The organism is Gymnodinialimonas sp. (assembly GCF_059726805.1).
The window spans coordinates 1666028-1687936 of record NZ_AP041059.1 but is presented as its reverse complement, the minus strand read 5'-3'; the positions used below and the strand labels follow the sequence as shown (position 1 = coordinate 1687936).

Annotated in this window: 22 protein-coding genes and 1 tRNA gene; 17 read left to right on the top strand and 6 right to left on the bottom strand. The window is 63.2% G+C overall.

Translation table 11 applies throughout. The annotated features are described in order from the left end of the window. Window positions 1–46: 46 nt before the first annotated feature. On the bottom strand, window positions 47–814 hold the full coding sequence (locus AC6I9R_RS08320) for an NAD kinase (protein ID WP_461425106.1): 768 nt from the start codon (window positions 812–814) through the stop codon (window positions 47–49). A 191-nt stretch (window positions 815–1005) separates the two neighbouring features. Here AC6I9R_RS08320 and glyA point away from each other — a divergent pair, with 191 nt between their 5' ends. Beyond that, the gene (glyA, locus tag AC6I9R_RS08315; protein ID WP_461425105.1) at window positions 1006–2301 is read left to right on the top strand and encodes a serine hydroxymethyltransferase; all 1296 of its coding nucleotides are present in this window, start codon (window positions 1006–1008) and stop codon (window positions 2299–2301) included. Window positions 2302–2420: 119 nt separating this feature from the next. Here glyA and AC6I9R_RS08310 read toward each other — a convergent pair whose 3' ends face one another. The 3 genes from AC6I9R_RS08310 to AC6I9R_RS08300 all read right to left on the bottom strand — a co-directional run bounded on the left by AC6I9R_RS08310 (window position 2421) and on the right by AC6I9R_RS08300 (window position 4117). Next, window positions 2421–2696 (bottom strand): YiaA/YiaB family inner membrane protein, encoded by a 276-nt coding sequence (locus tag AC6I9R_RS08310; protein ID WP_461425104.1) that lies wholly within the window; start codon window positions 2694–2696, stop codon window positions 2421–2423. Window positions 2697–2753: 57 nt separating this feature from the next. Next, entirely contained in the window at window positions 2754–3431 is a 678-nt protein-coding gene (locus tag AC6I9R_RS08305) for a PspA/IM30 family protein (RefSeq protein WP_461425103.1), read from the bottom strand. A gap of 86 nt (window positions 3432–3517) precedes the next feature. After that, window positions 3518–4117 carry a TetR/AcrR family transcriptional regulator gene (locus AC6I9R_RS08300; protein ID WP_461425102.1) on the bottom strand — a complete coding sequence of 200 codons (600 nt, stop codon included), beginning with the start codon at window positions 4115–4117 and terminating at the stop codon, window positions 3518–3520. A 247-nt stretch (window positions 4118–4364) separates the two neighbouring features. Between AC6I9R_RS08300 and AC6I9R_RS08295 the strand changes: the two genes are divergently transcribed. Next, window positions 4365–5411 (top strand): fatty acid desaturase, encoded by a 1047-nt coding sequence (locus tag AC6I9R_RS08295; RefSeq protein WP_461425101.1) that lies wholly within the window; start codon window positions 4365–4367, stop codon window positions 5409–5411. 18 nt (window positions 5412–5429) lie between these two features. Here the strand turns inward: AC6I9R_RS08295 and AC6I9R_RS08290 are convergent, their stop codons facing one another. Then, window positions 5430–6011, bottom strand: a complete 582-nt coding sequence (locus tag AC6I9R_RS08290; protein WP_461425100.1) for a TetR/AcrR family transcriptional regulator — start codon at window positions 6009–6011, stop codon at window positions 5430–5432. 144 nt (window positions 6012–6155) lie between these two features. Here AC6I9R_RS08290 and AC6I9R_RS08285 point away from each other — a divergent pair, with 144 nt between their 5' ends. The 10 genes from AC6I9R_RS08285 to AC6I9R_RS08240 all read left to right on the top strand — a co-directional run bounded on the left by AC6I9R_RS08285 (window position 6156) and on the right by AC6I9R_RS08240 (window position 16033). Next, entirely contained in the window at window positions 6156–6350 is a 195-nt protein-coding gene (locus AC6I9R_RS08285) for a hypothetical protein (protein ID WP_497863089.1), read from the top strand. Window positions 6351–6443: 93 nt separating this feature from the next. After that, entirely contained in the window at window positions 6444–7730 is a 1287-nt protein-coding gene (locus AC6I9R_RS08280) for a homoserine dehydrogenase (RefSeq protein ID WP_461425098.1), read from the top strand. Window positions 7731–7735: 5 nt separating this feature from the next. Further along, window positions 7736–9160, top strand: coding sequence for an alkaline phosphatase D family protein (locus tag AC6I9R_RS08275; RefSeq protein WP_461425097.1), 1425 nt, complete (start codon window positions 7736–7738; stop codon window positions 9158–9160). Between the two features lie 122 nt (window positions 9161–9282). Continuing rightward, window positions 9283–10245: a class II fructose-bisphosphatase gene (glpX, locus tag AC6I9R_RS08270; protein WP_461425096.1), complete on the top strand. Its 963-nt coding sequence runs from the start codon at window positions 9283–9285 to the stop codon at window positions 10243–10245. 1 nt (window position 10246) lies between these two features. After that, on the top strand, window positions 10247–10804 hold the full coding sequence (locus AC6I9R_RS08265) for a cysteine hydrolase family protein (RefSeq protein ID WP_461425095.1): 558 nt from the start codon (window positions 10247–10249) through the stop codon (window positions 10802–10804). After that, window positions 10801–12540 carry a single-stranded-DNA-specific exonuclease RecJ gene (gene recJ, locus AC6I9R_RS08260; protein ID WP_461425094.1) on the top strand — a complete coding sequence of 580 codons (1740 nt, stop codon included), beginning with the start codon at window positions 10801–10803 and terminating at the stop codon, window positions 12538–12540. The genes AC6I9R_RS08265 and recJ overlap by 4 nt, the downstream gene beginning before the upstream one ends. 68 nt (window positions 12541–12608) lie before the next feature. Further along, window positions 12609–12683: transfer RNA gene (locus AC6I9R_RS08255), tRNA-Glu, on the top strand. A gap of 200 nt (window positions 12684–12883) precedes the next feature. Further along, complete coding sequence (locus AC6I9R_RS08250) at window positions 12884–13987, top strand: LLM class flavin-dependent oxidoreductase (RefSeq protein ID WP_461425093.1); 1104 nt, start codon at window positions 12884–12886, stop codon at window positions 13985–13987. A 58-nt stretch (window positions 13988–14045) separates the two neighbouring features. Continuing rightward, window positions 14046–14978, top strand: coding sequence for a p-hydroxyphenylacetate 3-hydroxylase reductase component (locus tag AC6I9R_RS08245; protein WP_461425092.1), 933 nt, complete (start codon window positions 14046–14048; stop codon window positions 14976–14978). A 143-nt stretch (window positions 14979–15121) separates the two neighbouring features. Then, complete coding sequence (locus AC6I9R_RS08240) at window positions 15122–16033, top strand: LysR family transcriptional regulator (RefSeq protein ID WP_461425091.1); 912 nt, start codon at window positions 15122–15124, stop codon at window positions 16031–16033. A gap of 8 nt (window positions 16034–16041) precedes the next feature. Here AC6I9R_RS08240 and AC6I9R_RS08235 read toward each other — a convergent pair whose 3' ends face one another. Then, complete coding sequence (locus AC6I9R_RS08235) at window positions 16042–17061, bottom strand: Gfo/Idh/MocA family protein (RefSeq protein WP_461425090.1); 1020 nt, start codon at window positions 17059–17061, stop codon at window positions 16042–16044. 370 nt (window positions 17062–17431) lie between these two features. On the opposite strand from AC6I9R_RS08235, the gene AC6I9R_RS08230 reads away from it, so the two are divergent. From AC6I9R_RS08230 to AC6I9R_RS08210, 5 genes are all read left to right on the top strand, one after another. Beyond that, window positions 17432–17902, top strand: coding sequence for an OsmC family protein (locus AC6I9R_RS08230; protein WP_461425089.1), 471 nt, complete (start codon window positions 17432–17434; stop codon window positions 17900–17902). A gap of 61 nt (window positions 17903–17963) precedes the next feature. Then, window positions 17964–18845 (top strand): AEC family transporter, encoded by an 882-nt coding sequence (locus tag AC6I9R_RS08225; protein ID WP_461425088.1) that lies wholly within the window; start codon window positions 17964–17966, stop codon window positions 18843–18845. Window positions 18846–18861: 16 nt separating this feature from the next. Next, window positions 18862–19815, top strand: coding sequence for a TRAP transporter substrate-binding protein (locus AC6I9R_RS08220; RefSeq protein ID WP_461425087.1), 954 nt, complete (start codon window positions 18862–18864; stop codon window positions 19813–19815). 31 nt (window positions 19816–19846) lie between these two features. After that, window positions 19847–20377 carry a tripartite tricarboxylate transporter TctB family protein gene (locus AC6I9R_RS08215; RefSeq protein ID WP_461425086.1) on the top strand — a complete coding sequence of 177 codons (531 nt, stop codon included), beginning with the start codon at window positions 19847–19849 and terminating at the stop codon, window positions 20375–20377. 21 nt (window positions 20378–20398) lie between these two features. After that, window positions 20399–21889, top strand: a complete 1491-nt coding sequence (locus AC6I9R_RS08210) for a tripartite tricarboxylate transporter permease (protein ID WP_461425085.1) — start codon at window positions 20399–20401, stop codon at window positions 21887–21889. The last annotated feature ends 20 nt before the right edge of the window (window positions 21890–21909 follow it).

The window sequence follows — 21909 nt, the reverse complement described above, 5'->3', positions numbered from 1 at the left end:
ATTAGTTTAACGCTCAACAATCTCTAACATGGTCCCCTGGGACCCGCTACTGGAACTGCTCGCGCAGCAACCGCTCTTCCAACCCATGGCCCGGATCGAACAGCAGATGGTGCGAAACGGACGGCTCGGACCGGATCTCCACCGCCGCTACGCCTTTGACGGAGCGGCTGTCCGCGTCTGCCATCACCGGGCGTTTGTCTGGGTCCACCACTTCGATCCGCACCAGCGCCGATTTCGGCAGCAGCGCGCCGCGCCAGCGCCGGGGCCGGAACGCCGCGACTGCTGTAACGGCCAAAACGTCCGAACCAATCGGCAGGATCGGCCCGTGGGCCGAATAATTGTAGGCGGTGGAGCCCGCAGGCGTGCTCAGCAGCGCGCCGTCGCAGACCAATTCCTCCATCCGCAACTTGCCATCCACGAAGATCCGCAATTTCGCCGCTTGCGGCCCTGCGCGTAGCAAACTCACCTCATTGATCGCCAGCGCATCCACCACGCTGCCATCGACGCATTCCGCGCGCATGTGCAGCGGGTTGATCACCGCCTCTTCCGCCGCTTCCAGCCGTCCGATCAGGCCCTCCTCGGCGTAGGCGTTCATCAAAAACCCCACCGTGCCGCGGTTCATGCCATAGACCGGCGCGGGCAACGCGCGGGTGCCGTGTAGCGTCGACAGCATGAAGCCGTCGCCCCCCAAGGCCACGATCACATCGGCGTCCACCGGCGCAAAAGCGCCATAACGCGCCTCCAGCGCCACCTTGGCCTCTTGGGCCAGCGGCGTGTCGGACGCCAGGAACGCGATGTTGCGGGCCGAGGGCATGGACGCCCCTTTCAATCAATGACTTACCGCCCCACCCTTGCGCGCGCCTATGGGAAACACAATCCCGCTTACGCCCCAAACGGCACCGGTTTTGCCGCTTTTACTGGGCATCGCGCCGCAATCCGGGCTTTCCCGAGGGCCCATTCTGGCCTACATCCCCCGCAACCGTTTCCCCAAGGCAGGAGCTTCCCATGAACGCCCCACATCGTGACGCTGGCTTTTTCACCGAAAGCCTTGAGACCCGCGACCCCGAGATTTTCGCCGCCACCCGCCAAGAACTTGGCCGCCAGCGCGATGAGATCGAGCTGATCGCGTCCGAGAACATCGTCTCTGCCGCCGTGATGGAGGCCCAGGGCGGCGTGATGACCAACAAGTACGCCGAAGGCTATCCGGGCCGCCGCTACTACGGCGGCTGTCAATATGTTGATATCGCAGAGGAATTGGCAATTGATCGCGCCAAGCAGCTGTTTGGGTGCGACTTCGCCAACGTCCAGCCGAATTCTGGCAGCCAGGCCAACCAGGGGGTCTTCACGGCCCTCTTGCAGCCTGGCGATACGATCCTTGGCATGTCGCTTGACGCCGGCGGGCACCTCACCCACGGCGCGCGGCCCAACCAGTCGGGCAAGTGGTTCAACGCGGTGCAATACGGCGTGCGCGAAAGCGATCTGGAGATTGACTACGACCAGATCGCGGCCCTTGCCGCGGAGCATAAGCCGAAGATGATCATCGCGGGCGGCTCTGCCATTCCCCGGGTGATTGATTTCGCGAAGATGCGCGAGATTGCCGATACCGTGGGCGCCTATCTGCTGGTGGACATGGCGCATTTCGCGGGCTTGGTCGCCTCTGGCCACTACCCCTCGCCGTTCCCCCACGCCCATGTCGCCACGACCACGACCCACAAGACCCTGCGCGGCCCGCGCGGCGGAATGATCGTCACCAATGACGAGGCGATTGCGAAGAAATGCAACTCCGCCATCTTCCCCGGCATCCAGGGCGGTCCGCTGATGCATGTGATCGCCGGTAAGGCCGTGGCTTTTGGCGAGGCCCTGCGCCCCGAGTTCAAGGACTACCAAACCCAGGTCATCGCCAACGCAAAAGCGCTGGCCGCGCAGCTGATTGAGGGCGGTTTGAACATCGTTACCGGCGGCACCGACACGCATTTGATGCTGGTCGATCTGCGCCCCAAGGGCGTCAAGGGCAACGCCGCCGAGAAGGCCCTGGGGCGCGCCCACATCACCTGCAACAAGAACGGCATTCCCTTCGACACCGAGAAGCCGATGATCACCTCCGGCCTGCGGCTCGGCTCCCCCGCCGGAACGACGCGCGGATTTGGCGAGGTTGAGTTCCGCCAGATCGCCGATTGGATTGTCGAGGTTGTCGACGGTCTCGCGGCCCATGGCGAGGACGGCAATGAGGCGGTCGAAGCCAAGGTCCGCGCCGAGGTGCAGGAGATGTGCGACCGTTTCCCGATCTACGCGAACCTGTGACACAGCAATTGATATACCATTGATATACCCGCCAGGGTTGGGATCATGGTTAACGACAGACGGACATGGCCGCCGAGGAACTCCCCCAGCGGCCATTCTTTTACGCTCGACGGTGCCCGTCAGACCTCTTCTTTCAGCGCCTCTTCCAGCAGCTTCTCGTTCTTCGCGTCCTCGATCTTGCGCAAACGGTCGTCGCTGAAGCGCATGTCGAAGCGGTATTTCACCACGTTGATCAGGCTCAGGGTCAGCAGCAGAATGCCCATCCCCCAATAGCCTTTCGTGGCCAGCGGCACGTCGGTGGACAGCCAAAGCGACATGCCAAGCAGCCCGTAGGCGACGGCGACGCCCAGGAAATTCAGATTCATAATCAGGGTGTTGTGGTGACGATCAATCATAGGTCTTCTCCTTTGGAACGGCCTCAAGTAGCGCAATGCGCGGCAGGCCAATTGAATTCAGGTGTTCGCGCGCAGGCGTTGCATCACGTCGGCGACGGTTGATTTCAGCGGGTCGCCGTAGCCCGCATCACTGAGGCGCTCGGTCATATCGGACCGGTCCAGCCCCTCGTCGATTTCGCGCAGGATCTGCGTCTGCTCGAACGGGTCATCGCGGTTTAGGACCCGGGCGATCAGTTCTTCCGCCTCCTCGAACGCCGTGTCCTGGGACACGTGGCGGCCCAGATGGCGCTGGATATCGGCCTCTTTCTTCGCCGCTCGCGCGGCGATAGCCCCTTGTTTTAGATCGGTAATTCGGCGGCTCGCGCCCTCGACCGAGTGGCGCAGCTTCAAGATCCGCGTCTCCAGCCGCTCCACCGTGGTGCGCCGCACGGCCAGCTCATTCTCCAGCTGCGCAATCGCGCCCGCGGCCTCCGTCGCCATATCTTCGCGCCCATCCGCCAGCGCCAGTTTGGCGCGGCTTGTCAGGTCCGTGACCCGGTTTTCCAGCGCCTCAACCTGGCGCATTTCCGAGCGTTCGCGCTGGATCAACGAGGCCAACGAAAACTTCGCCGCCTTCAGGCTCGCCTCTGCCTCGCGGATCTTTTGGTCAATAAGTTCAATGCTGTAGTGGTCCCTCACCCGCTCTTCCGCGCGGGTATTGGCGCCGTTCACGAGGGTCGTCAAAGTTCTGAACATCCTAGCTCTCCAAATAATGAACATCGTTCACAAATTGGATATAGGCGATTCTGTGAACGCTGTTCAAGAACTATTTTGAACAGCGTTCACTTTTTCTGACCGACTTGCTCCAGAAGCAGGCGGATCATCGTCTTCAATTGCTCTCCCGGCACGCCAGAGATGCGGTTTTCCAGGCCCAGAAGCACGATCCCATGCACGCTAGAGAACAGCGTGCGCGTCATCAGGTCCAACCCTGCGGCGTCGAAATCCGGGAAGATCTCGGCCAAAGGCTCCGTAATATAGGCAAAAAGCTGCGCCATCGCGCGCCCGTACCATTCCGGCACCGGCCCATCGCTGCGCATCTCTACGTCGAAAAGCGCGCGCCACAGTTTCGGGTGCTCGCGCGCGAACGCCAGATAGGCATGGGACATCGCGATCAGGCGCGCGTTGGGCGCCTGCCCCGCGCCATCATCCACAACCGCGCCGACTGCCGCACCAAGACGCGTAAAGGTGCGCCCGTTAACCTCCAGGGTCAGGGCGTTAAGGTCTTCAAAATGCGTGTAAATCGCGCCCACGGCACAGCCCGCTTGCCGCGCCAGTTCGCGCGCGCGCAAGGACGCCAACCCCTCTGCCTCGATCTGAGCCTCGGCCAGATCGATCAGTTTTTCGCGCAACGCCGCTTTGCGGGCCTCTACTTTTCCTGCCACCGAAGGACCTCCTTGAACGCCGTTCAAACCCATATCAGCGCAGGCATCCCGAGGAAAACCCTAATTCCTTTGCGCCGAATTCTGCGCAACTGCGTAAGAATTAGGCGGCCTCGTTGCGCGGTTTTTCCCGCCATGACACGTTGAAGGCCCAAAGTGGCTTCCTAAATATCATCCAACGGGAAACGCCCCTCCATTTACCAAAGTAGAGACATCTTAATTCAAACCATCTGAGACCTGGACCGGACCCATGCACGCCACATCGTCCCTTCCCGAGATCACCCCGAATTACCGCCGCGAGGCGGAGCGCGAGATCAGGCGCTTCACCCGCGACTGGACCGCGCGCGACGACAGGCTGGCCGCTGCCAGCTACATCCTTACTTTCATTGCTTATTTTGCGACGCTTGCCCTCACCATATGGGCCTGGCCCAACGCCTGGCTCGTGGTGCCGCTGATCATGGTAAACGCCACAATCGGGGTCCGGCTTTATGTGTTGCAGCACGACACCGGCCATAATTCGCTGTTCTCAACCTCGCGTCTGAACACCATCGCGGGACATGCCCTCAGCGTGTTTACCCTCACCCCATTCGCGGTCATGCAGCACAATCATAATGAGCATCACAGCCATCTGGGCAATCTGGAAGAGCGTGACACGACCGAGATTTTCACGATGACACTGCGCGAATGGCAGGAAGCGGGTTTCTGGAAACGCCTGGGATATCGCCTTTACCGCAACCCGTTGATCCTGATCCCCCTGGGTGGGCTTTACACCTACGCGCTGGCCTACCGCTGGCCCAAGAACGCCGCGAAAATCGCACCTTTTCAAGTTGTTGCCCATAACCTCGGCCTCGCGGGCTGGGTCACTTTCCTATGGTATGTCGCGGGCGTTCCGGGCCTGATCATCTATGCGGGCACCGTCTTTTGGGCGGGCTGCCTGGGTGTGTTCCTCGTCTACCTGCAGCATAATTTCGAGGATACCTGGTGGGACCGCAAGCCGACCCTGAACCCCGCACGCGCGGCGCTGCAGGGATCTTCCGCGCTCGATCTGGGGTGGTGGTTTGACCTGGCCGTGGCCAACATCACCTATCACGACATCCACCATTTCAACGCCAATATACCTAGCTACCGCCTGCGCGCCTGCCATCGCGCGCTGAGACAGCATTACGAGGTGCAGACCATCGGCTGGCGGGAGGCGCTGCGCTCGTTCACCTTGAAGCTGTGGGACGAAGATCAAGGACGGCTGGTGGCCTTCCCGCGCACGCAAGAACAGCGAGTGCCCGTGGTTCCTGCAGAATAACCGCCTTCCGTCAGACACTTAGGCGCCGACAGCCCGGCGCACCATATCCCAATAAATCGTCTCCACATCGGCGCGCGTTAGCCGCCCGCCGTCGCGAAACCACGTCGTCACGCCTGTCAGCATCGAGATCAGCCCCATGGTCGCCAGCCGCAGATCGGCCACGTCAAAGGCGCCCTCGGCAACGCCTGCACGCAAAATGTCCTCCAGCCGCGCCTCATAGGTGCCGCGCAGTCCCTCAATGACGGCGAAGTTCTCGGGCGTCAGGTTGCGCAGCTCCATATAAGCGATGAACACCAGGTCGGGCCGGTCGAGGTGAAAGCGGATATGGTGGCGGGCGAAATCCTCTAGCTCGGCCAGCGGGCCGCCGCCCGGCGGCGTCCAATCGGCCAGCAGTTCCTCCATGTGGCCGCGCATCAGCTCGAACAAAAGCGCTTGTTTGTCAGGCGTATAGAGGTAGAGCGCGCCCGCCTGAACCCCCACCTCACGGGCGATCTGGCGCATGGAAACGGCGGCATAGCCGTGCTGCGCGAAAAGGCGTAGGGCCGTTTCGCGGACCTTTGGGCCGGTGGTGCCCGCGTGACTGCCTTGGGTGCGTGCCATGGCCGGATGATTATATGAACATGCGTTCAATTCAACTGCGATAACGGTCCCATCTGGACTTGCCCCCCACCCATCCGCTACGCCTGAGCCATGAGATCCGCTGCCCTGCTCCTTTGTCTGCTGCCCCTTGCCTGTGGCCCCGCCATGCCTGACCTGCAGGGCGAGTTGAGCCCGGAGGCACGCGCCGCCGGATTTCCCAGCCTTGTCCCCCTTGGCCCGCTGCTGGCCCAGGCCGAGGCGCCTTTGGTTCGCACGGCAGCCTCCGAAGGCAGCAGTCTGGAGGCCCGCGCCGAGGATCTGCGCCGCCGCGCGGCCTGGCTGCGGGCGATGTCTTTGTGACCTGATCGCACTTTAGCGCCGCGCGCGCGTTGCAGCGCTAAGGCGAAGCCGCTACACCCGGCGCGATTGAACCAGATGCGCCCGGAGGCCCCCATGACCGACACTCTCAGACTTGGCATCGCAGGGCTTGGCACCGTGGGCATCGGCGTTGTGAAGATCGTCCAGCGACAGGCGGCACTGCTGTCCGCGCGCACAGGTCACGACATCACGATTTCCGCCGTCTCCGCGCGGTCGCGCGACAAGGATCGCGGCGTGAACCTATCGGCCTATGCCTGGGAAGATGACCCGGTCGCTTTGGCCAAGCGCGACGATGTTGATGTGTTTCTGGAGCTGATGGGCGGCGAGGATGGGCCGGCAAAAGCCTCGACCGAGGCCGCCCTCGCGGCAGGCAAGGACGTGGTATCGGCCAACAAGGCGCTGCTGGCCCACCACGGGCAAGCGCTGGCGGAACTGGCCGAGGAACAGGGCGTGGCCCTTCGGTATGAGGCCGCCGTGGCGGGCGGCATTCCGGTGATCAAAAGCTTGACCGAGGGGCTCGCGGGCAACCGCATCACCCGCGTCATGGGCGTGATGAACGGCACCTGCAACTACATCCTGACGCGGATGGACGAGGCCGGGCTTTCGTACCAAGAGGCATTCGATGAGGCCGATGGGTTGGGATACCTAGAGGCGGACCCGAACCTCGACGTGGGCGGCATCGACGCGGGCCACAAGCTGGCGCTTTTGGCCTCCATCGCGTTCGGCAACAAGGTCGCTTTCGACGACATGCGACTGGAGGGCATCGGCGCGGTCTCCATCGATGACATCCGGCGCGCGGGGGATTTAGGCTACAAGATCAAGCTGTTGGGCGTGGCCCAGATGACTGGCCGGGGGTTGGAGCAGCGCATGACGCCCTGTCTTGTCCCAGCGACGTCGCCTTTGGGACAGCTCGTCGGCGGCACCAATATGGTGGTGATCGAGGGCGACGCGGTCGAGCAAATCGTGCTGCGCGGCCCCGGCGCGGGCGAAGGCCCGACGGCCTCCGCCGTGGTCGGCGACATCTGCGATATCGCGCGCGGCTTGCGGCTGCCGGTCTTTGGCCAGCCCGCAGGTAGCCTGACGACAGCGCCGCCCGCAAATGCGGAAAGCCCGGCTTGTTTTTACCTGCGCATGGAGTTGATCGATAAGCCGGGCGCCTTGGCGAAGGTCGCGACGGCCCTGGGCGAAAACGGCATCTCCATTGATCGGATGCGCCAGTACGACCATGACGGCACCAACGCGCCGGTCCTGATCATCACCCACAAAAGCGCACGACCCGATCTGGACGCGGCCCTGGCGGCGCTGCCGGACACGGGCGTCGTCGCGGGCGCGCCGGTCGCGCTACGGATTGAGGACGTGTAGCGTCGGTGGTTGACCGCACCCTCGGCCCCCTTCTGATCCTCGACCAAATCGCCGAGGGGCGAATGCACCTTGCGGCTGTGTTTGTGGCACCTCCGGGGCAGCCCGTCCCACCGATCCGGATTGCGGGCATTGACGTGCCCGTGCAGCCGCTGATCGCCTACGGCCCAGCACAACTGTGGCGCGCGCGTTTCACCCTGCCCGCCGACGCGCCCTCCGCCTATGAGTGGGACGGCACCAGGTTCGACATCGCAAGCAACCTCAGCGGGGATCTGCGCCTGGCCTATGCCTCGTGCAACGGCGAAGAGCACGGCGACCTGGACCGCGATGAGGATGAGCGCAACGCCATGTGGGCCCATCTGGCAGTACAACACCGCGCAGCGCCCTTTGCGCTGCTGCTGCACGGCGGCGATCAGGTCTATGCCGATGAGGCCACAAAGGGCCATCCGCTTTCGGAGGATTGGCCCGAGAAGCTGCCCCGTGATCCGCTGCCCCATGATCTTGACGATCTGCGCACCCACCTGCGGGAGGGCTTCGCAGAGCGCTACATCACGCAGTTGCAGCATGCTGACTACGCCTGGCTCGTGGCCCGTGCCCCAAGTCTGGCGCAGTGGGATGACCATGACATCTGCGACGGATGGGGATCGCTGCCGCGATCGCGCACCTATTCTGCTGTGGGGAAGGTACTTTTCGAGGTCGCCAAAGAAGCGGCGCTTGCGTTCCAGCACGGCACCGTGTCGGGCGACTTGCCGCCGCGCTTTGCCGACCCTGAAGGATATCACCTCAACTGGGCGGTAGAAGCTCCGGGCCTGCGCCTGCTGGGACCGGACCTGCGATCCGAGAGGACGCGCAGGCAGGTGATGGACGACGGCGGGTGGGCGGATGTGGAGGCCCACGCGAAGGCCGAGTTCGAAGGCCGGACACTGGTGATGTCCTCTGTCCCCCTGCTCGGGCCACGCCTGTCGGTTCTGGAGGCACTGATGGTGCTGACGCCCAAGATGCAGAAGTACGAGGACGACCTGCGCGACCAATGGCAAAGCCGCGCGCACCGCGACAGCTGGCGCCGTATGCTGCGCGCAATGATGCAGATGCAGGAGCAAGAGGGGCAGGACGTCACCATTCTATCGGGCGAGATCCACCTGGCCACCCGCGCCACGATGGCCGCGCGCAATGGGCAAATGCTGCACCAGTTGGTCGCCTCAGGCATCACGCACCGCCCGCCGCCGCGCGCCTGGGCGCGGACGCTGGGGGCACTTTCGCGCCTGGGCGAAGCGCCCCTGCCCGGCCACCGCATCCGCATCCGGCGCATCCCCGGGCAGGCCCTGCGCTATGTGGCCGAGCGCAATGCGCTGGTGCTGGAACGGCGCGGCGACACCTGGGAAGCGGTCTGGCATTTTGAGCACAGCGGCCCCTCGCCAGCATTCCCCATTTAACCCGAAGGGCGGCGCGCCCACTGCCAACAGATATGGCCCCGTTAGCGCCCCCAGCCTTGTCGCCCTGCCCCGCGCCCGCTATGGCGAGACCAGACGCTTCATTTCTTTCAGGGACTATCCTTATGGCCACGACCGACTTCAACGACCGTAACCTTTCGCTCGCCTTGGCCCGTGTGTCAGAACGCGCGGCGATCGCTTCGGCGCTCTGGATCGGGCGCGGGGATGAGAAGGCTGCGGATCAGGCGGCGGTCAACGCCATGCGCGAACAGCTCAACAAGTTGGACATCAAAGGCGTCGTCGTCATCGGCGAAGGCGAGCGGGATGAAGCCCCGATGCTGTTCATCGGCGAAGAGGTCGGCAGCGGCGTCGGCCCCGACGTGGACATCGCATTGGACCCGCTGGAAGGCACCACGCTGACCGCCAAGGACATGCCCAACGCCCTGACTGTGATCGCCATGGGCCCACGCGGCTCCATGCTGCACGCGCCCGACGTCTACATGGACAAGCTGGCGATTGGCCCGGGGTTTCCCGAAGGCATCGTGTCGCTGGATCAAAGCCCGGCCGAGCGGGTGCGCCTGCTGGCCGCGGCCAAACAATGCACCACGGCGGATATCACCGTCTGCGTGTTGGACCGCCCCCGCCATGAAGCGATGATTGCCGAGCTGCGCGACACAGGCGCGGCGATCCGGCTGATCACCGACGGCGACGTCGCGGGCGTGATCCACTGCGCCGAGTCCGAGACGACGGGCATCGATATGTACATGGGCTCGGGCGGCGCCCCCGAGGGCGTTCTGGCCGCCGCCGCACTGAAGTGCATGGGCGGGCAAATGTGGGGCCGCCTGACGTTCCGCAACGATGACGAGAAGGGCCGTGCCGCGAAGGCGGGAATTACGGACCTCGACCGGATCTATTCACGCGACGACATGGTGACAGAGGATGTGATCTTTGCCGCGACCGGCGTCACCGATGGCTCCATCCTGCCGGGCATCAAGCGCGAACCGGGGCATCTGACGACCGAAACGATCCTGATGCGCTCCAAGACCGGATCCGTGCGGCGGATGAGCTACCGCAATCCCAAGGGCTGATATGGCCTCGGCGCTCATTCTGATCGACATCCAGCAGGGCTTTGACAGCCCTGTCTGGGGCGCGCGCAACAACCCGGGCGCCGAGGCGAACGCCGCGCGCCTTCTGGCGGCGTGGCGCAAGGCCTCCGCCCCAATCTGCCACATCCGACATGTCAGCGTGGAACCCGGTAGCCCGCTGGTCGGCGACGGCGCGGAATTCAAGGCTGCCGTCGCCCCAAAAGACGGCGAGCCGGTGTTCGAGAAATCCGTGAACTCCGCCTTCATCGGGACCGAGCTGGAAGATCACCTGACCCATTCCTCCCTCGGGGATCTGGTGATCTGCGGCCTGACCACGCCCCACTGCGTCTCCACAACCACCCGCATGGCCGCGAACCTGGGCTTCGGCGTGCGGCTGGCCCATGACGCCTGCGCCGCTTTCGCGGCCAATGCCTCGACCACATGGGCAGACGGCATGGCCCCCCTGTCGCCGCAGGTCATCCACGACACGGCGATCAGTCATCTGCACGGCGAATTCGCGCGCGCCCTGACCACCGACGCTATCCTGTTGGAAGGCCCATGAGCTATCTCGGCGTCGAGACCTCCCTGACAGGCCGCGGCTGGGTCGGCCCCTCCGACGATGTGGAGCGCCTTGCGCAAACCCTGATCCAACGCGCCGATGTGGAGCCCGCCGTAGCTTCCGTTCTCGCGCGACGCGGGGTGCAGCCAGAGGAGGTCGTCAGCTTCCTCGCCCCCTCCCTGCGCGACCTTCTTCCCGACCCGATGACCCTCAAGGACATGGCCCCCGCCGCCACCCGGCTGGTCGAAGCCGCCCGCAAGGGCGAGCGCATCGCGATCTTCGCCGATTACGATGTCGATGGCGGGTCATCGGCGGCGCTTTTGATTTGGTGGCTGCGGGCGCTGGGGCGCAAAGCAACGCTCTACATCCCTGATCGCATTGACGAAGGATATGGCCCCAACGATGAGGCAATGGCCGCTTTGGCGAAAGACCACGACCTGATCATCTGCGTCGACTGCGGGACCCTGTCCCATGGCCCGATCGCGGCCGCCAAGGGCGCGGATGTGATGGTTCTCGATCACCACCTCGCGGCAGCAGACCTGCCGGAGTGTCTGGCCGTGGTGAACCCCAACCGGTTGGATGAAGACGGCGCCAACGGGCATCTCTGCGCCGCAGGTGTCGTGTTCCTGGTACTGGTCGACGCCAACCGCCGGATGCGGGAGTCCGGCGAAAAGGGCCCTGATTTGATGGGCTTGCTGGATCTGGTGGCGCTGGCGACAGTGGCCGACGTTGCGCCCTTGATCGGCGTGAACCGCGCGCTGGTGGTGCAAGGCCTGAAAGTGATGGCGCGGCGGCAACGCCCGGGTCTTGTGGCCCTGTCGGACGTTGGGCGCCTGGACCGCGCGCCGACCTCCTATCACCTCGGGTTTGTCCTCGGCCCTCGGGTGAACGCAGGTGGGCGCATCGGCGCCGCAGACCTGGGCGCGCGATGCCTGTCGACCGATAGCGTGGCCGAGGCGGAAGCCTTGGCAGCCCAGTTGGACACACTCAACACGGACCGCCGCGATATCGAGCAGCGGGTGCGCGAAGCGGCCCTGGCGCAGGCGGAGGCGCGCGGGTTGGAACTGCCCTTGGTCTGGGCCGCAGAGGACGGCTGGCACCCCGGCGTCGTCGGCATCGTGGCCAGCCGCCTGAAAGACCACACGCGACGGCCCGCGATCGTCATCGGCTTTGATGGTGAGGACGGCAAAGGCTCGGGCCGGTCCGTGGCAGGGGTGGATCTGGGGGCTTCGATCCAGAAGCTGGCCGCCGAAGGGCTGATCCAGAAAGGCGGCGGCCACAAGATGGCGGCGGGCCTGTCGCTGTCGCGCGCGCAGCTGGAACCTGCCATGGCGCGGTTGACAGAGCTTCTCGCCAAGCAAGGGGCCGGCACAGGCGGGCCTGGCGATCTGCGGCTCGATGGCACGCTGATGCCGTCAGCGGCAACGCCGGAGCTGATCGAAAAGATTGAGGCGGCAGGCCCCTACGGCGCAGGCGCCCCTGCCCCCCGCTTCGCCTTGCCCGCCCTGCGTATTCGCCACACGCGGCCCGTGGGTGAGACCCATCTGAAACTGACCCTCAGTGACGGTGGCCCCGTCACCCTGGACGCGATCTGTTTCGATGCGGTGCGTTCGGGCCTTGATGCCCTTGAGGCCCACAATGGCCGCAGCGTCCATGTGGCGGGCCGCGTGGAACTGAACCATTGGCAGGGTCGTACACGCGTTCAGCTCCGCTTGGACGACGCCGCCTGGGCCGATTGAACGTTGAGCGAAAGAATCCCCTTGAACCCCCCGCCCGCATTTTCTAAAGACGCGCTACCGCCAAGCGTGGCCCGTTCGTCTATCGGTTAGGACGCCAGGTTTTCAACCTGGAAAGAGGGGTTCGATTCCCCTACGGGCTGCCACCTTTCCCGCCCCCATTTCTGTTCGAGCACAACGCCCTCGGGCTGTTCGCGTGTTTGCAGCGCCGATTGTCGACGTTGCCGGATGTCTCACCGGCGGCGTTTCGACCCACCATCAAGAAAAAAGATAACTCACATCAGAAAGAATCAATTTTCCTACTGCCCCTCCCTGCCCCACATTGGGAGAACGCGGGGAGGTTGCCATGAAACTATCGTTCTTCACGATGCCCATTCACCCACTCGACAAGCCATTTGCCAAGAGCCTGGCCGAGGATCGGGAGGCTTTTCTTCTGGCTGATAAGCTCGGGTTTTCAGAAGCTTACTGCGGGGAACACACCACCGACCAGGCCGAGATCATCACCTCTTGCGTCGCGTTTCTCGCGAGCCTTGCGTATGAGACCACGAACATCCGTCTGGGCACCGGCACGGTGAACCTCCCCAACTCGCACCCCGCGCGGGTCGCCGCCGAAGTCGCCATGCTTGACCATATGCTGGAGGGCCGCTTCAACTTTGGAATCTCGCCGGGCGGTCTGATGTCGGATGCGGAAGTCTTCGGGAACCTCGACCGGGACCGTAACGCGATGTTTCTGGAATGCATCAACATGGTCTTGGACATCTGGGCCGGAGAGGCGCCCTACAACCTCAAGGGGAATTTCTGGGAGGTTTCGACCGAACGTACGATGATGCCCGAGATTGGCCAGGGCGACATCATCAAGCCCTATCAAGCGCCCCATCCGCCCATCGTGGGCACGGCGGTTGCGCCGTTTTCCAAGGGCGTCTCGGCCATGGCCGCGCGGGGGTGGCAGCCGATTTCGGCAAACTTCCTGCTGCCGCGGGGGGTCGCGACCCATTGGCCGAAGTATGTGGAAGGCTGTGAGGCTGGGGGTTTCACGCCGGACTACAACGACTGGCGCGTGGCGAAGAACATTTGCGTCGCCGAGGATACGGCCACGGCCCGCGCCTATGCACGCGATCCTGGCAGCCCCTATGTGCTGTATTACTCGCAACTGCTGACCAAACTGAAGAAGGGGGGCCGGGCGAACTTGTTCAAGGAAGACCAAAGCATGTCCGACGATGAGGTCACGCTGGATTATGTACTGGACCGGCTGGTGATCCACGGTGATCCGGCCTCGGTCACGGATCAGATCCTCGCCCTGCGCGAAGAGACCGGGCCGTTCAAACATCTGGTCTATGCGGGCCATGACTGGACGGACTACGATTTGGGCCGTAACAGTATGATCTTGATGGGAGAAAAGGTACTTCCCATGCTGCAAGATGCGACAAAATCTGAGCGCGCTGCCGCTTGAAACCCCTAATAGGACGGGCGCGCGTGGTACGGCTCCCCCTGCTTACAGGAGAAACCCCATGGACGCCGCGACTTCCATCGATCCCAAGGCTTTCCGCCGCGCGCTTGGCAATTTCGCCACCGGTGTCACGATCATCACGGCGCGCGCACCTGACGGCACGACGGTTGGCGTCACCGCCAGCAGCTTCAACTCCCTGTCGATGGACCCGCCGCTGATCCTTTGGAGCAGCATCAAGGGCACACCAAGCTGCGCGATCTTCGAGCAGGCGAGCCACTTTGCGGTGAATATCCTGGCCTCTGACCAGATGGACATGTCCAACCATTTCGCCCGCCAGCAGGAAGACAAGTTTGCAGGTGTGAAATGGGAGCCGGGCATCGGCGGCGCACCGATCTTTCCCGATTGCGCCGGGCGGTTTCAGTGCGAGACCTACGCCAAGCTCGACGGTGGCGATCATTGGATCTTCGTGGGCCGCGTGCTGGCGTTCGATGATTTCGGCCGTCCGCCGCTGTGTTTTCATCGCGGTTCCTATGCGATGGTGTTCGACCACCCGGGCGCCGCACCCAAGCTGACGGACCAGCCCGCCGCCGATGAACACGGTGAGCTTCTGGGCAACCACACTTTCTTTCTGATGATGCGCGCGGTGCGGGCCTATCAGGCCCGCTATCAGCCACTGATCGAGGATCTTGGCCTCAGCCTTATCGAGTCGCGTAGCCTTCTGGTGTTGAGCGATCTGCCCGGCCTGACACCGCAAGATATGGTTCCGCACCTCCATGCGCCGATCAATGAGGCCCGCGCGGCCCTGGTTCATCTGGCCGACCGCGGCTTGGTGACGGCCGAGGGCGACGGATATGTCTTGTCCGATGATGGCGCGGAGGCCGCGAAGGCCTGCTGGGGCATCGCCAAGGATTTTGAAGAGCAGAGCTTTGAGGGCTTCAGCGCCGATGAGCTTGCGACCTTCGACAAGGTGCTGCGCAAGCTGATTGCGCCCTAGGGACAGGCGATCCCGGGTTCAAACTGTAAGGTTGAGCGGAACATCCCAGCTACCTTTGCGGTGTGCCATGCAAAAATCTCGTGCAAGGCCTTCACATCCGGCAATAATACTCCCTATCCTCCATAAGAAAATCGGATGGGATTATGAAGCTTCAACAGCTCGACTATTTCGCGGCCGTCTATGAACACGGGTCGTTTTCGGCAGCGGCGGAAAAGGTGAACGCCACTCAGTCCGGGCTGTCGATGCATGTCAGTCAGATCGAAAAGCGCTATGATATCAGTCTGTTCACCCGCAGCTCATCCGGGGTGACGCCGACCGAAGCCGGTCGCGCCTTCTACCGCGAAGCCGTCAAGGTGCTGGCCGCCGCTCGCACGGCAGAGGACCGGCTGCGCACCTTGTCGAAATCCGTCACCGGCCATGTGCATGTGGGCCTTATGCCCACCTTCACCCGCGCGGTCCTGACCCCGGTCATGCTGCGCTTCGCCGAAGAATTCCCCGAGGTGCGACTGTCGATCTCGGAGGCATACTCGGTGGCGCTGGCCGATGAGGTGGCCGAAGGGCGGCTCGACTTTGCCGTTGTGCCCGCCGCTTTCAGCCTGAGCGATGTGCTGGTCTCGACCCGGATGGGCGAAGATCGCGAGTGCCTTGTGTGCAGTCTGGACCGCAAGGTCCCGCTGACCGATGGGCGCCTGCGGCTGCGCGATATGGGGCCGTTGCGCCTGATCCTGCCGGGCCCCGGCAACGCCCGGCGCGAGCGGATCGAGAATTACCTGACCGTCAATGAGGTTGAGGTGGCGGATGTGCTGGAACTGGACACCATGCACGGCACCTTGGGGATGGTGGCCAATTCTGACTGGGTCACGATCCTGCCGGGCATCCTGTGCCTGCCGGATCTGGACGGTAAACGACGGCAGGTCCTGCCCCTGTCTGATCCGACCCTGATGGTCGACTACATGCAGATCCGCACGCTCAAAAACCCGCTCAGCACGGCGGCGCAATCCTTCGCGAACATCTTGCAGGAAGAGCTGAATTCTGCACTTGAGATTGAGCTGTAGTCGGACGCCTAGATATCTGCGAGGGACACCGCGTTACCCGTCTCGGCAGAGCGTGTGATGGCCTCTAACACCTGAATATTGTGGACCATTTCCCGGGTGGTGAAGGGATAGTCGGCCCGCCCCATCGCGGCATCGGCGAAAGCTTCGAGGTTTGTGGTCACCGAGTCTTCCCAATTGTAATCCGTCTGATCGATCGGCTGGCCGGTTTGCGCGGTCAGGACCCGAACAATGCCGTCTGGCGTATCGGGGTGGCTGTCGTTGATGACTTCGACCCATTTGTCGGTGCCAAACACATGCATTCGGATGAAATGGGGCGTGTGCAAAACGGCGCTGAACGTGGCTGTCATCCCGGCCTCGAACTTCATCTGAACGGTCACGACATCGCCCGTCTCCCACCCCAGCGAGCGGTCGGCGGTGAAAGCATGCAGCGTTTGCACCGGGCCGAAGAACGAGATCATCAGATCGCTCAGGTGAATGCCCATCGCCGTCATGCCCGCGGCGGGCGAAATGTCCTTGCGCGTGCGCCAATCATCGGCGGGCACATTGACCAGCTTGTCATGGCTGAACGCCGCCTCCGCATGCATCACCGTGCCCAGGTCACCCGCCTCCAGGGCCGCGCGCAAAGCCAGCATCGCGGGCTCAAACCGCCGCTCATGGCCGATGCCAAGCTGCACGCCCGCATCCTCGCAGGCCTGCACGGACCGCCGCGCGCTGTCGGCGGTCAGGCCCAGGGGCTTCTCGCAAAAGACATGTTTTCCAGCCGCCGCAACCTGGGTGATCTGCGCCTCGTGCAAGGGGTTGGGGGTGGTAAGGATGACGGCGTCGACCTCTGTCATGGCCAGGGCGGGGCCGAAATCTTCCCACGCGGTCAGACCCATAGCCTCGATACCCGCGTGATGCGCCGTGACCGGCTCAATAACGCCCGCGACACGTAACCAGGGGTGGCCCTGCAGACGGGTCGCGATGTGTTTGCCCCACCAGCCAAACCCCGCAATGGCCACGACAAACGGCTGTGACGCGTCGGTCATGCGATCCTCCCTCTTAAACGTCGTTATTGCGGGGTGATTTGTCGGATGGGCTCCGCCCCGCCGCCTCCGCGCTTTTGCGAAAGACTAGCGACAGCATTCCGGCGGGGCCAAATCAAGTAACCTGATGCGATCCGACAGATAAAATGATGCCCCCCCGCGGCCCCAAGGGTATCAACTTTCTTGAAGCCCGTTAGGCAAAAACACAATTTCCTTTGGTGCGACATTCTGGTCATGCTTCCTCAACAGAGCGCAAAATTCCGGGGAGGAGCGGCGCCAGTACGGGGAGGAGACAAGAGGGTACTGCCCTATACTTGCATCCGTATTGTTTGCTTTTTCCCACATGGACTTTGATGAAGGTGGGAACCAATCGATGGCTGCTGTTAAAGAAAAACCGATCTGGAAGTTCAAGGTAAACGGGCGTCAGAATTCGAGCACGCAATCCGTGGCCGAGGCGCGCGGAAAGAGCGTCATCATTGATGAGCCGGTCCTGCGCGGCGGCACCGATGAGGGGCCGATGCCGGTCGAATATGTCTTCATGGGGCTTGTCGGTTGCACCCATGTGATCTCCAACAAACTCGCCAAAGCCAATGGCGTGACCTTCACCTCGATGGACATCGAGATCGACGTGACCATGGACAGCCACGGCACGCGTCTGATCCGTCCCATTGACGTCCCCTTCCCCACATGCACCTTGCACATCACGGCCGACTACGATGGCCCAGAAGAAGGTGCGTTAAGGGTGAAGGAGCAGCTGCGCGATCATTGCGCGGTCTCAAAGATGCTTCAGGAATCCGGCACCGTTGTGATGGAAAACTGGACCCTGAACGGTGTCGCGGTCTGAAACGTGATCAGACCGGACCGATACGGGCCCACTCCCGGAGTGCGATGCTTTGCTGATGCAGATGGTCAACGTCCTGGCACCGGTCGCGATCATCACGCTGATCGGCTACCTGATGGGCCGCTCGAAGGTCGGGCTGGAGACGCGATCGCTCAGCACATTGGTGATCATGGTGGCCACGCCCTCGTTGATCTTCCACACGCTGACCTCCCTGCATGTGGCGCCTGCGACAATTCAGGTGATGTCGGGCGCGGCGCTGTTTTGCATGGCTGTCGCGGGCGTCATGGCGCTGGTTTTGCTGCTTGGCCTGGGCAAATCCGTGCGAAGTTTCCTACCGCCCCTGATGCTGCCCAATTCGGGCAACCTGGGCTTGCCTTTGGTGCTTCTGGCCTTCGGGCCAGAGGGGCTGCAACTGGGCATCGCCTATTTCTTCGTGGTCTCGCTGGTGCAACACACCTTCGGCCTGTCGGTCTATTCGGGCTCGTTGAAACTGGGTCTTCTGGCGCGCCAGCCGCTGATCTACGCGGTGGCAGCCGTCATCGTTGTGACCTGGACGGGCATTCAGGTGCCCCCGGTCATCGCCACCACCGCCGAGATGCTTGGCGGCATGATGATCCCCGCAATGCTGATCCTGTTGGGCGCGTCGCTGGCGACGCTCGGCGTCTCGGACATGGGGCCTGCGGTCTTGATCGCCGTGTCGCGCCTGGTGATCGGCGTCGCCTCGGCGCTGTTCGTGATCTGGGTGCTGGATTTCAGCGGGGTTATGGCGGGCGTCGTGTTCCTGCTCGCCTCGATGCCCACGGCCATCGTCAACTACGTGCTGGCCGAGCGCTACAACCACAATCCGCGACAGGTGGCGGGCGCCATCGTGGCCTCAACCGTGCTGACCTTCGCGTGCCTGCCCGCCATGTTATGGGTCGCGTTGCAAATCGCTCAGGTGCCCTGACCTCGGGGGCGGCTCCATGAGCGCGCCCGTTCAATTGACGATTGCGGGCTACCAAGGCCCGGGCTCCATCCACACCCAAGGGTTGGAAGCTTTCCGGGGCGCCTTGCTGAGCGCCATTGGCGACCGGGTTGAGGTCTCGTTGCGCAGCAACGTGGGGCCGGATGGCATCAAGACAGCGGACCTGGCGGAGCTGACCGAGGCGGGCGATTTTGACTTGATCTACATCGCGTCGAGCTACCTTGCGGCACGGGTACCGCCGCTGGCGCTCTTCGATATGCCCTTTGCAGCGCCGGACCGGGACCGCGTTATGGCGTTGGTGGATGGCCCCCTGGGCGCGCGCTTGAAAGAGGCGCTGGAAGAAGCCACCGGGCTAGAGCTGCTCGGCATCTGGGACAACGGCCTGCGCCACATCGCGACGGCAAAAGGCCCGATGAGCGACCCGGGCGATTGCGCCGGGCTGGTGCTGCGCACAATGCCGAACGCGGATCATCAAAACGTGTTCCGGGCGCTCGGGTTCAAACCCCTCTTGATCGACGCAAAGGATTTGACCGAAGCGGTGCAACGCGGTGATGTCGACGCCCAGGAAAACCCGCTGACCAATACCTACAACTTCGACCTGCACCGCGCCTTGCCGGTGATCACCTTGACTGGCCACCTGATGGGGATTGCCCTTCTGGTGATCAATCGCGACCGCATGCAGGCGCTGCCTTTGGACATCCAAACCGCAATCCAAGCGGCCGCGGCAGAGGCGACCCAGGCCCAACGTGCCCTGGCCCGCCAAGAAGACGAGGTCTGTGCCGAGAGGCTGCGCGAGGAAGGCGCAACCTTGGTCACACTCACACAGGAGGAACGCGCGGCATGGCGTGCCGCCGCCGCACCGCATGTGGCCGAGTGCCGGGCACGGCAGGACGCGGACATTCTGGCGCTCTTCGACGCGGATCCCAACGCCGCGCACGCAGGGGCAGCATGAGCGCGGCGCGCGCACAGAGGGGAGGTTTGAGGTGACACAGCGAACCATTCACAGCTCACCCGAGACCCTGACAACGCTCGCGTTGTTGGTGGGCTCTGTGCTGTCGATCATCTTCATGAACTCCCTCGTCGCCGCCCCCCGTGCGCTCTTTGGGAGATCTTTGTCCGCGATCGAGCCAAGTCTTTTCCCCACGATTTCCCTCACGATCATGGCTGTGCTCTGCACGCTCGCGCTGATCCTGATTTATACCGGCACGGTCGCCGAACAGGACGCGGGCATGACCGGGTCCGAATGGGGCCGCGCGGTGCTGCTCTTCGGCATCATGGTGCTTTATGCGCTGACGATGCTGCCCCTCGGCTTCCTGATTTCGACGGCCATCGCGACGACCTTGATCTCGCTGCAAATGGGCGCGCGGTCCGTGATCCAGATCGGCCTTGTCGCAACCATGGGACCCGTCGCGCTTTACCTTGCGGCTACGCGCCTTCTGGCCGTGTCCCTGCCCGAACTGGTCGTCATCGATCAGTTCTATGCCCGCATCTTCAACCTGATGTCGTCGTCATGACCCACACCCGTCGAGGCGCCCATGTTTGAACAGTTTGCAGAAGGCTTCGCCATGGCGATGCGTCTGGACACGATGACCATGATGGCCATCGGTCTGTTCGCGGGCATGATCGTCGGCTCCTTGCCCGGGTTCACGACGCTGATGGCGATGGCGATCCTGTTGCCCATCTCGTTTTTCATGGACCCACTTGTCGGCATCCCCTTCCTTCTGGGCATCTACAAGGGCGGCATCTTCGGCGGCTCGATCCCCGCGATCCTGATTTCCATGCCCGGCACCGGGGCAGCGGTGGCCACATCCAGGGACGGCTACAAGCTGACCCAGAAGGGGCAATCGCGCAAAGCGTTGGACATGGCGCTGTTCAGTTCGGTCACCGGCGACACGTTCAGCGACATCTTCACGATCATGATGATTTTCCCCATCGCCCTTCTGGTGATGCAATTTGGCCCGCCAGAACTGTTCGCCGTTCTGCTGATGAGCCTGGTGATCATCGCCTCAACCTCTGCCGCGAACCCGATCAAGGGTTTGATCATGATGATGTTCGGCCTTTGGCTGTCACAGATCGGCACGGACCCCTTGGGCGGGGTGGAGCGATTTACCTTCGGCCTCTTCGATCTGCGCTCGGGCATTCCGCTTCTGCCGATGCTGATCGGCGTCTTCGCCCTGCCCGAGATCGTCTCGGTCGTGATCCGAAACGAGAAAGCGCGCCATCTGGCCAGTGTCATGGGGGAGCGGCTGAAGTTCTCGGAGTTCCGCCGCTGCGCGCGGACCATTGGACGTTCCACCATGATCGGGACGGGCATCGGCATCGTGCCGGGTCTGGGCCAGATTGTCGCCGCGATGATGGGCTATTCGGCGGCCAAGAATGCTTCCAAGCACCCGGAAACGTTTGGCGAGGGCGAGCTGGAAGGCGTTGCCGCCGCCGAGGCGGCAAACAACGCCGTCAACGGCCCCACCATGGTGCCGCTGCTGACCCTGGGCATCCCGGGCGACAACGTCACCGCAATCCTGCTTGGCGCGTTTGTGGCCCAAGGCCTGCGCCCCGGCCCGCAGCTGTTTGAAGAGCAAGGCGCCATCGTTTTCGCGATCCTCGTTGCCATGGTCATCGCCAACCTGATGTTCCTGGTGATCGGCTATCTGGCGATCCCGATCTTCTCACGCCTCGTGACGATCAAGACATCGATCCTGGTGCCGGTGGTGATCATGTTCGCCTTCGCGGGCACTTACGTGTTCCGCTCGGACGCAACCGACCTGCTGATCCTGGTGGCCTTCGGCGCCTTCGGGCTGATCGCCAAGGCCGCGCGCTTCGACGTGATGCCGATGGTGATGGGCTTCATCCTCGGCCCATCAATGGAATACGCCTTCGGCCAAACGGTCGCGATGTCCAACGACAACCCGATCGGGTTCCTTGTGACCGAGCGGATCGGCGCCCTGATGGTGCTGCTGGCCACGCCGGTCATCGGCTACCTGCTGTGGAAACGCCTCTACGGCACCCCACGCATAACCACACACTAACCGCCACGGCGCCGTGACGC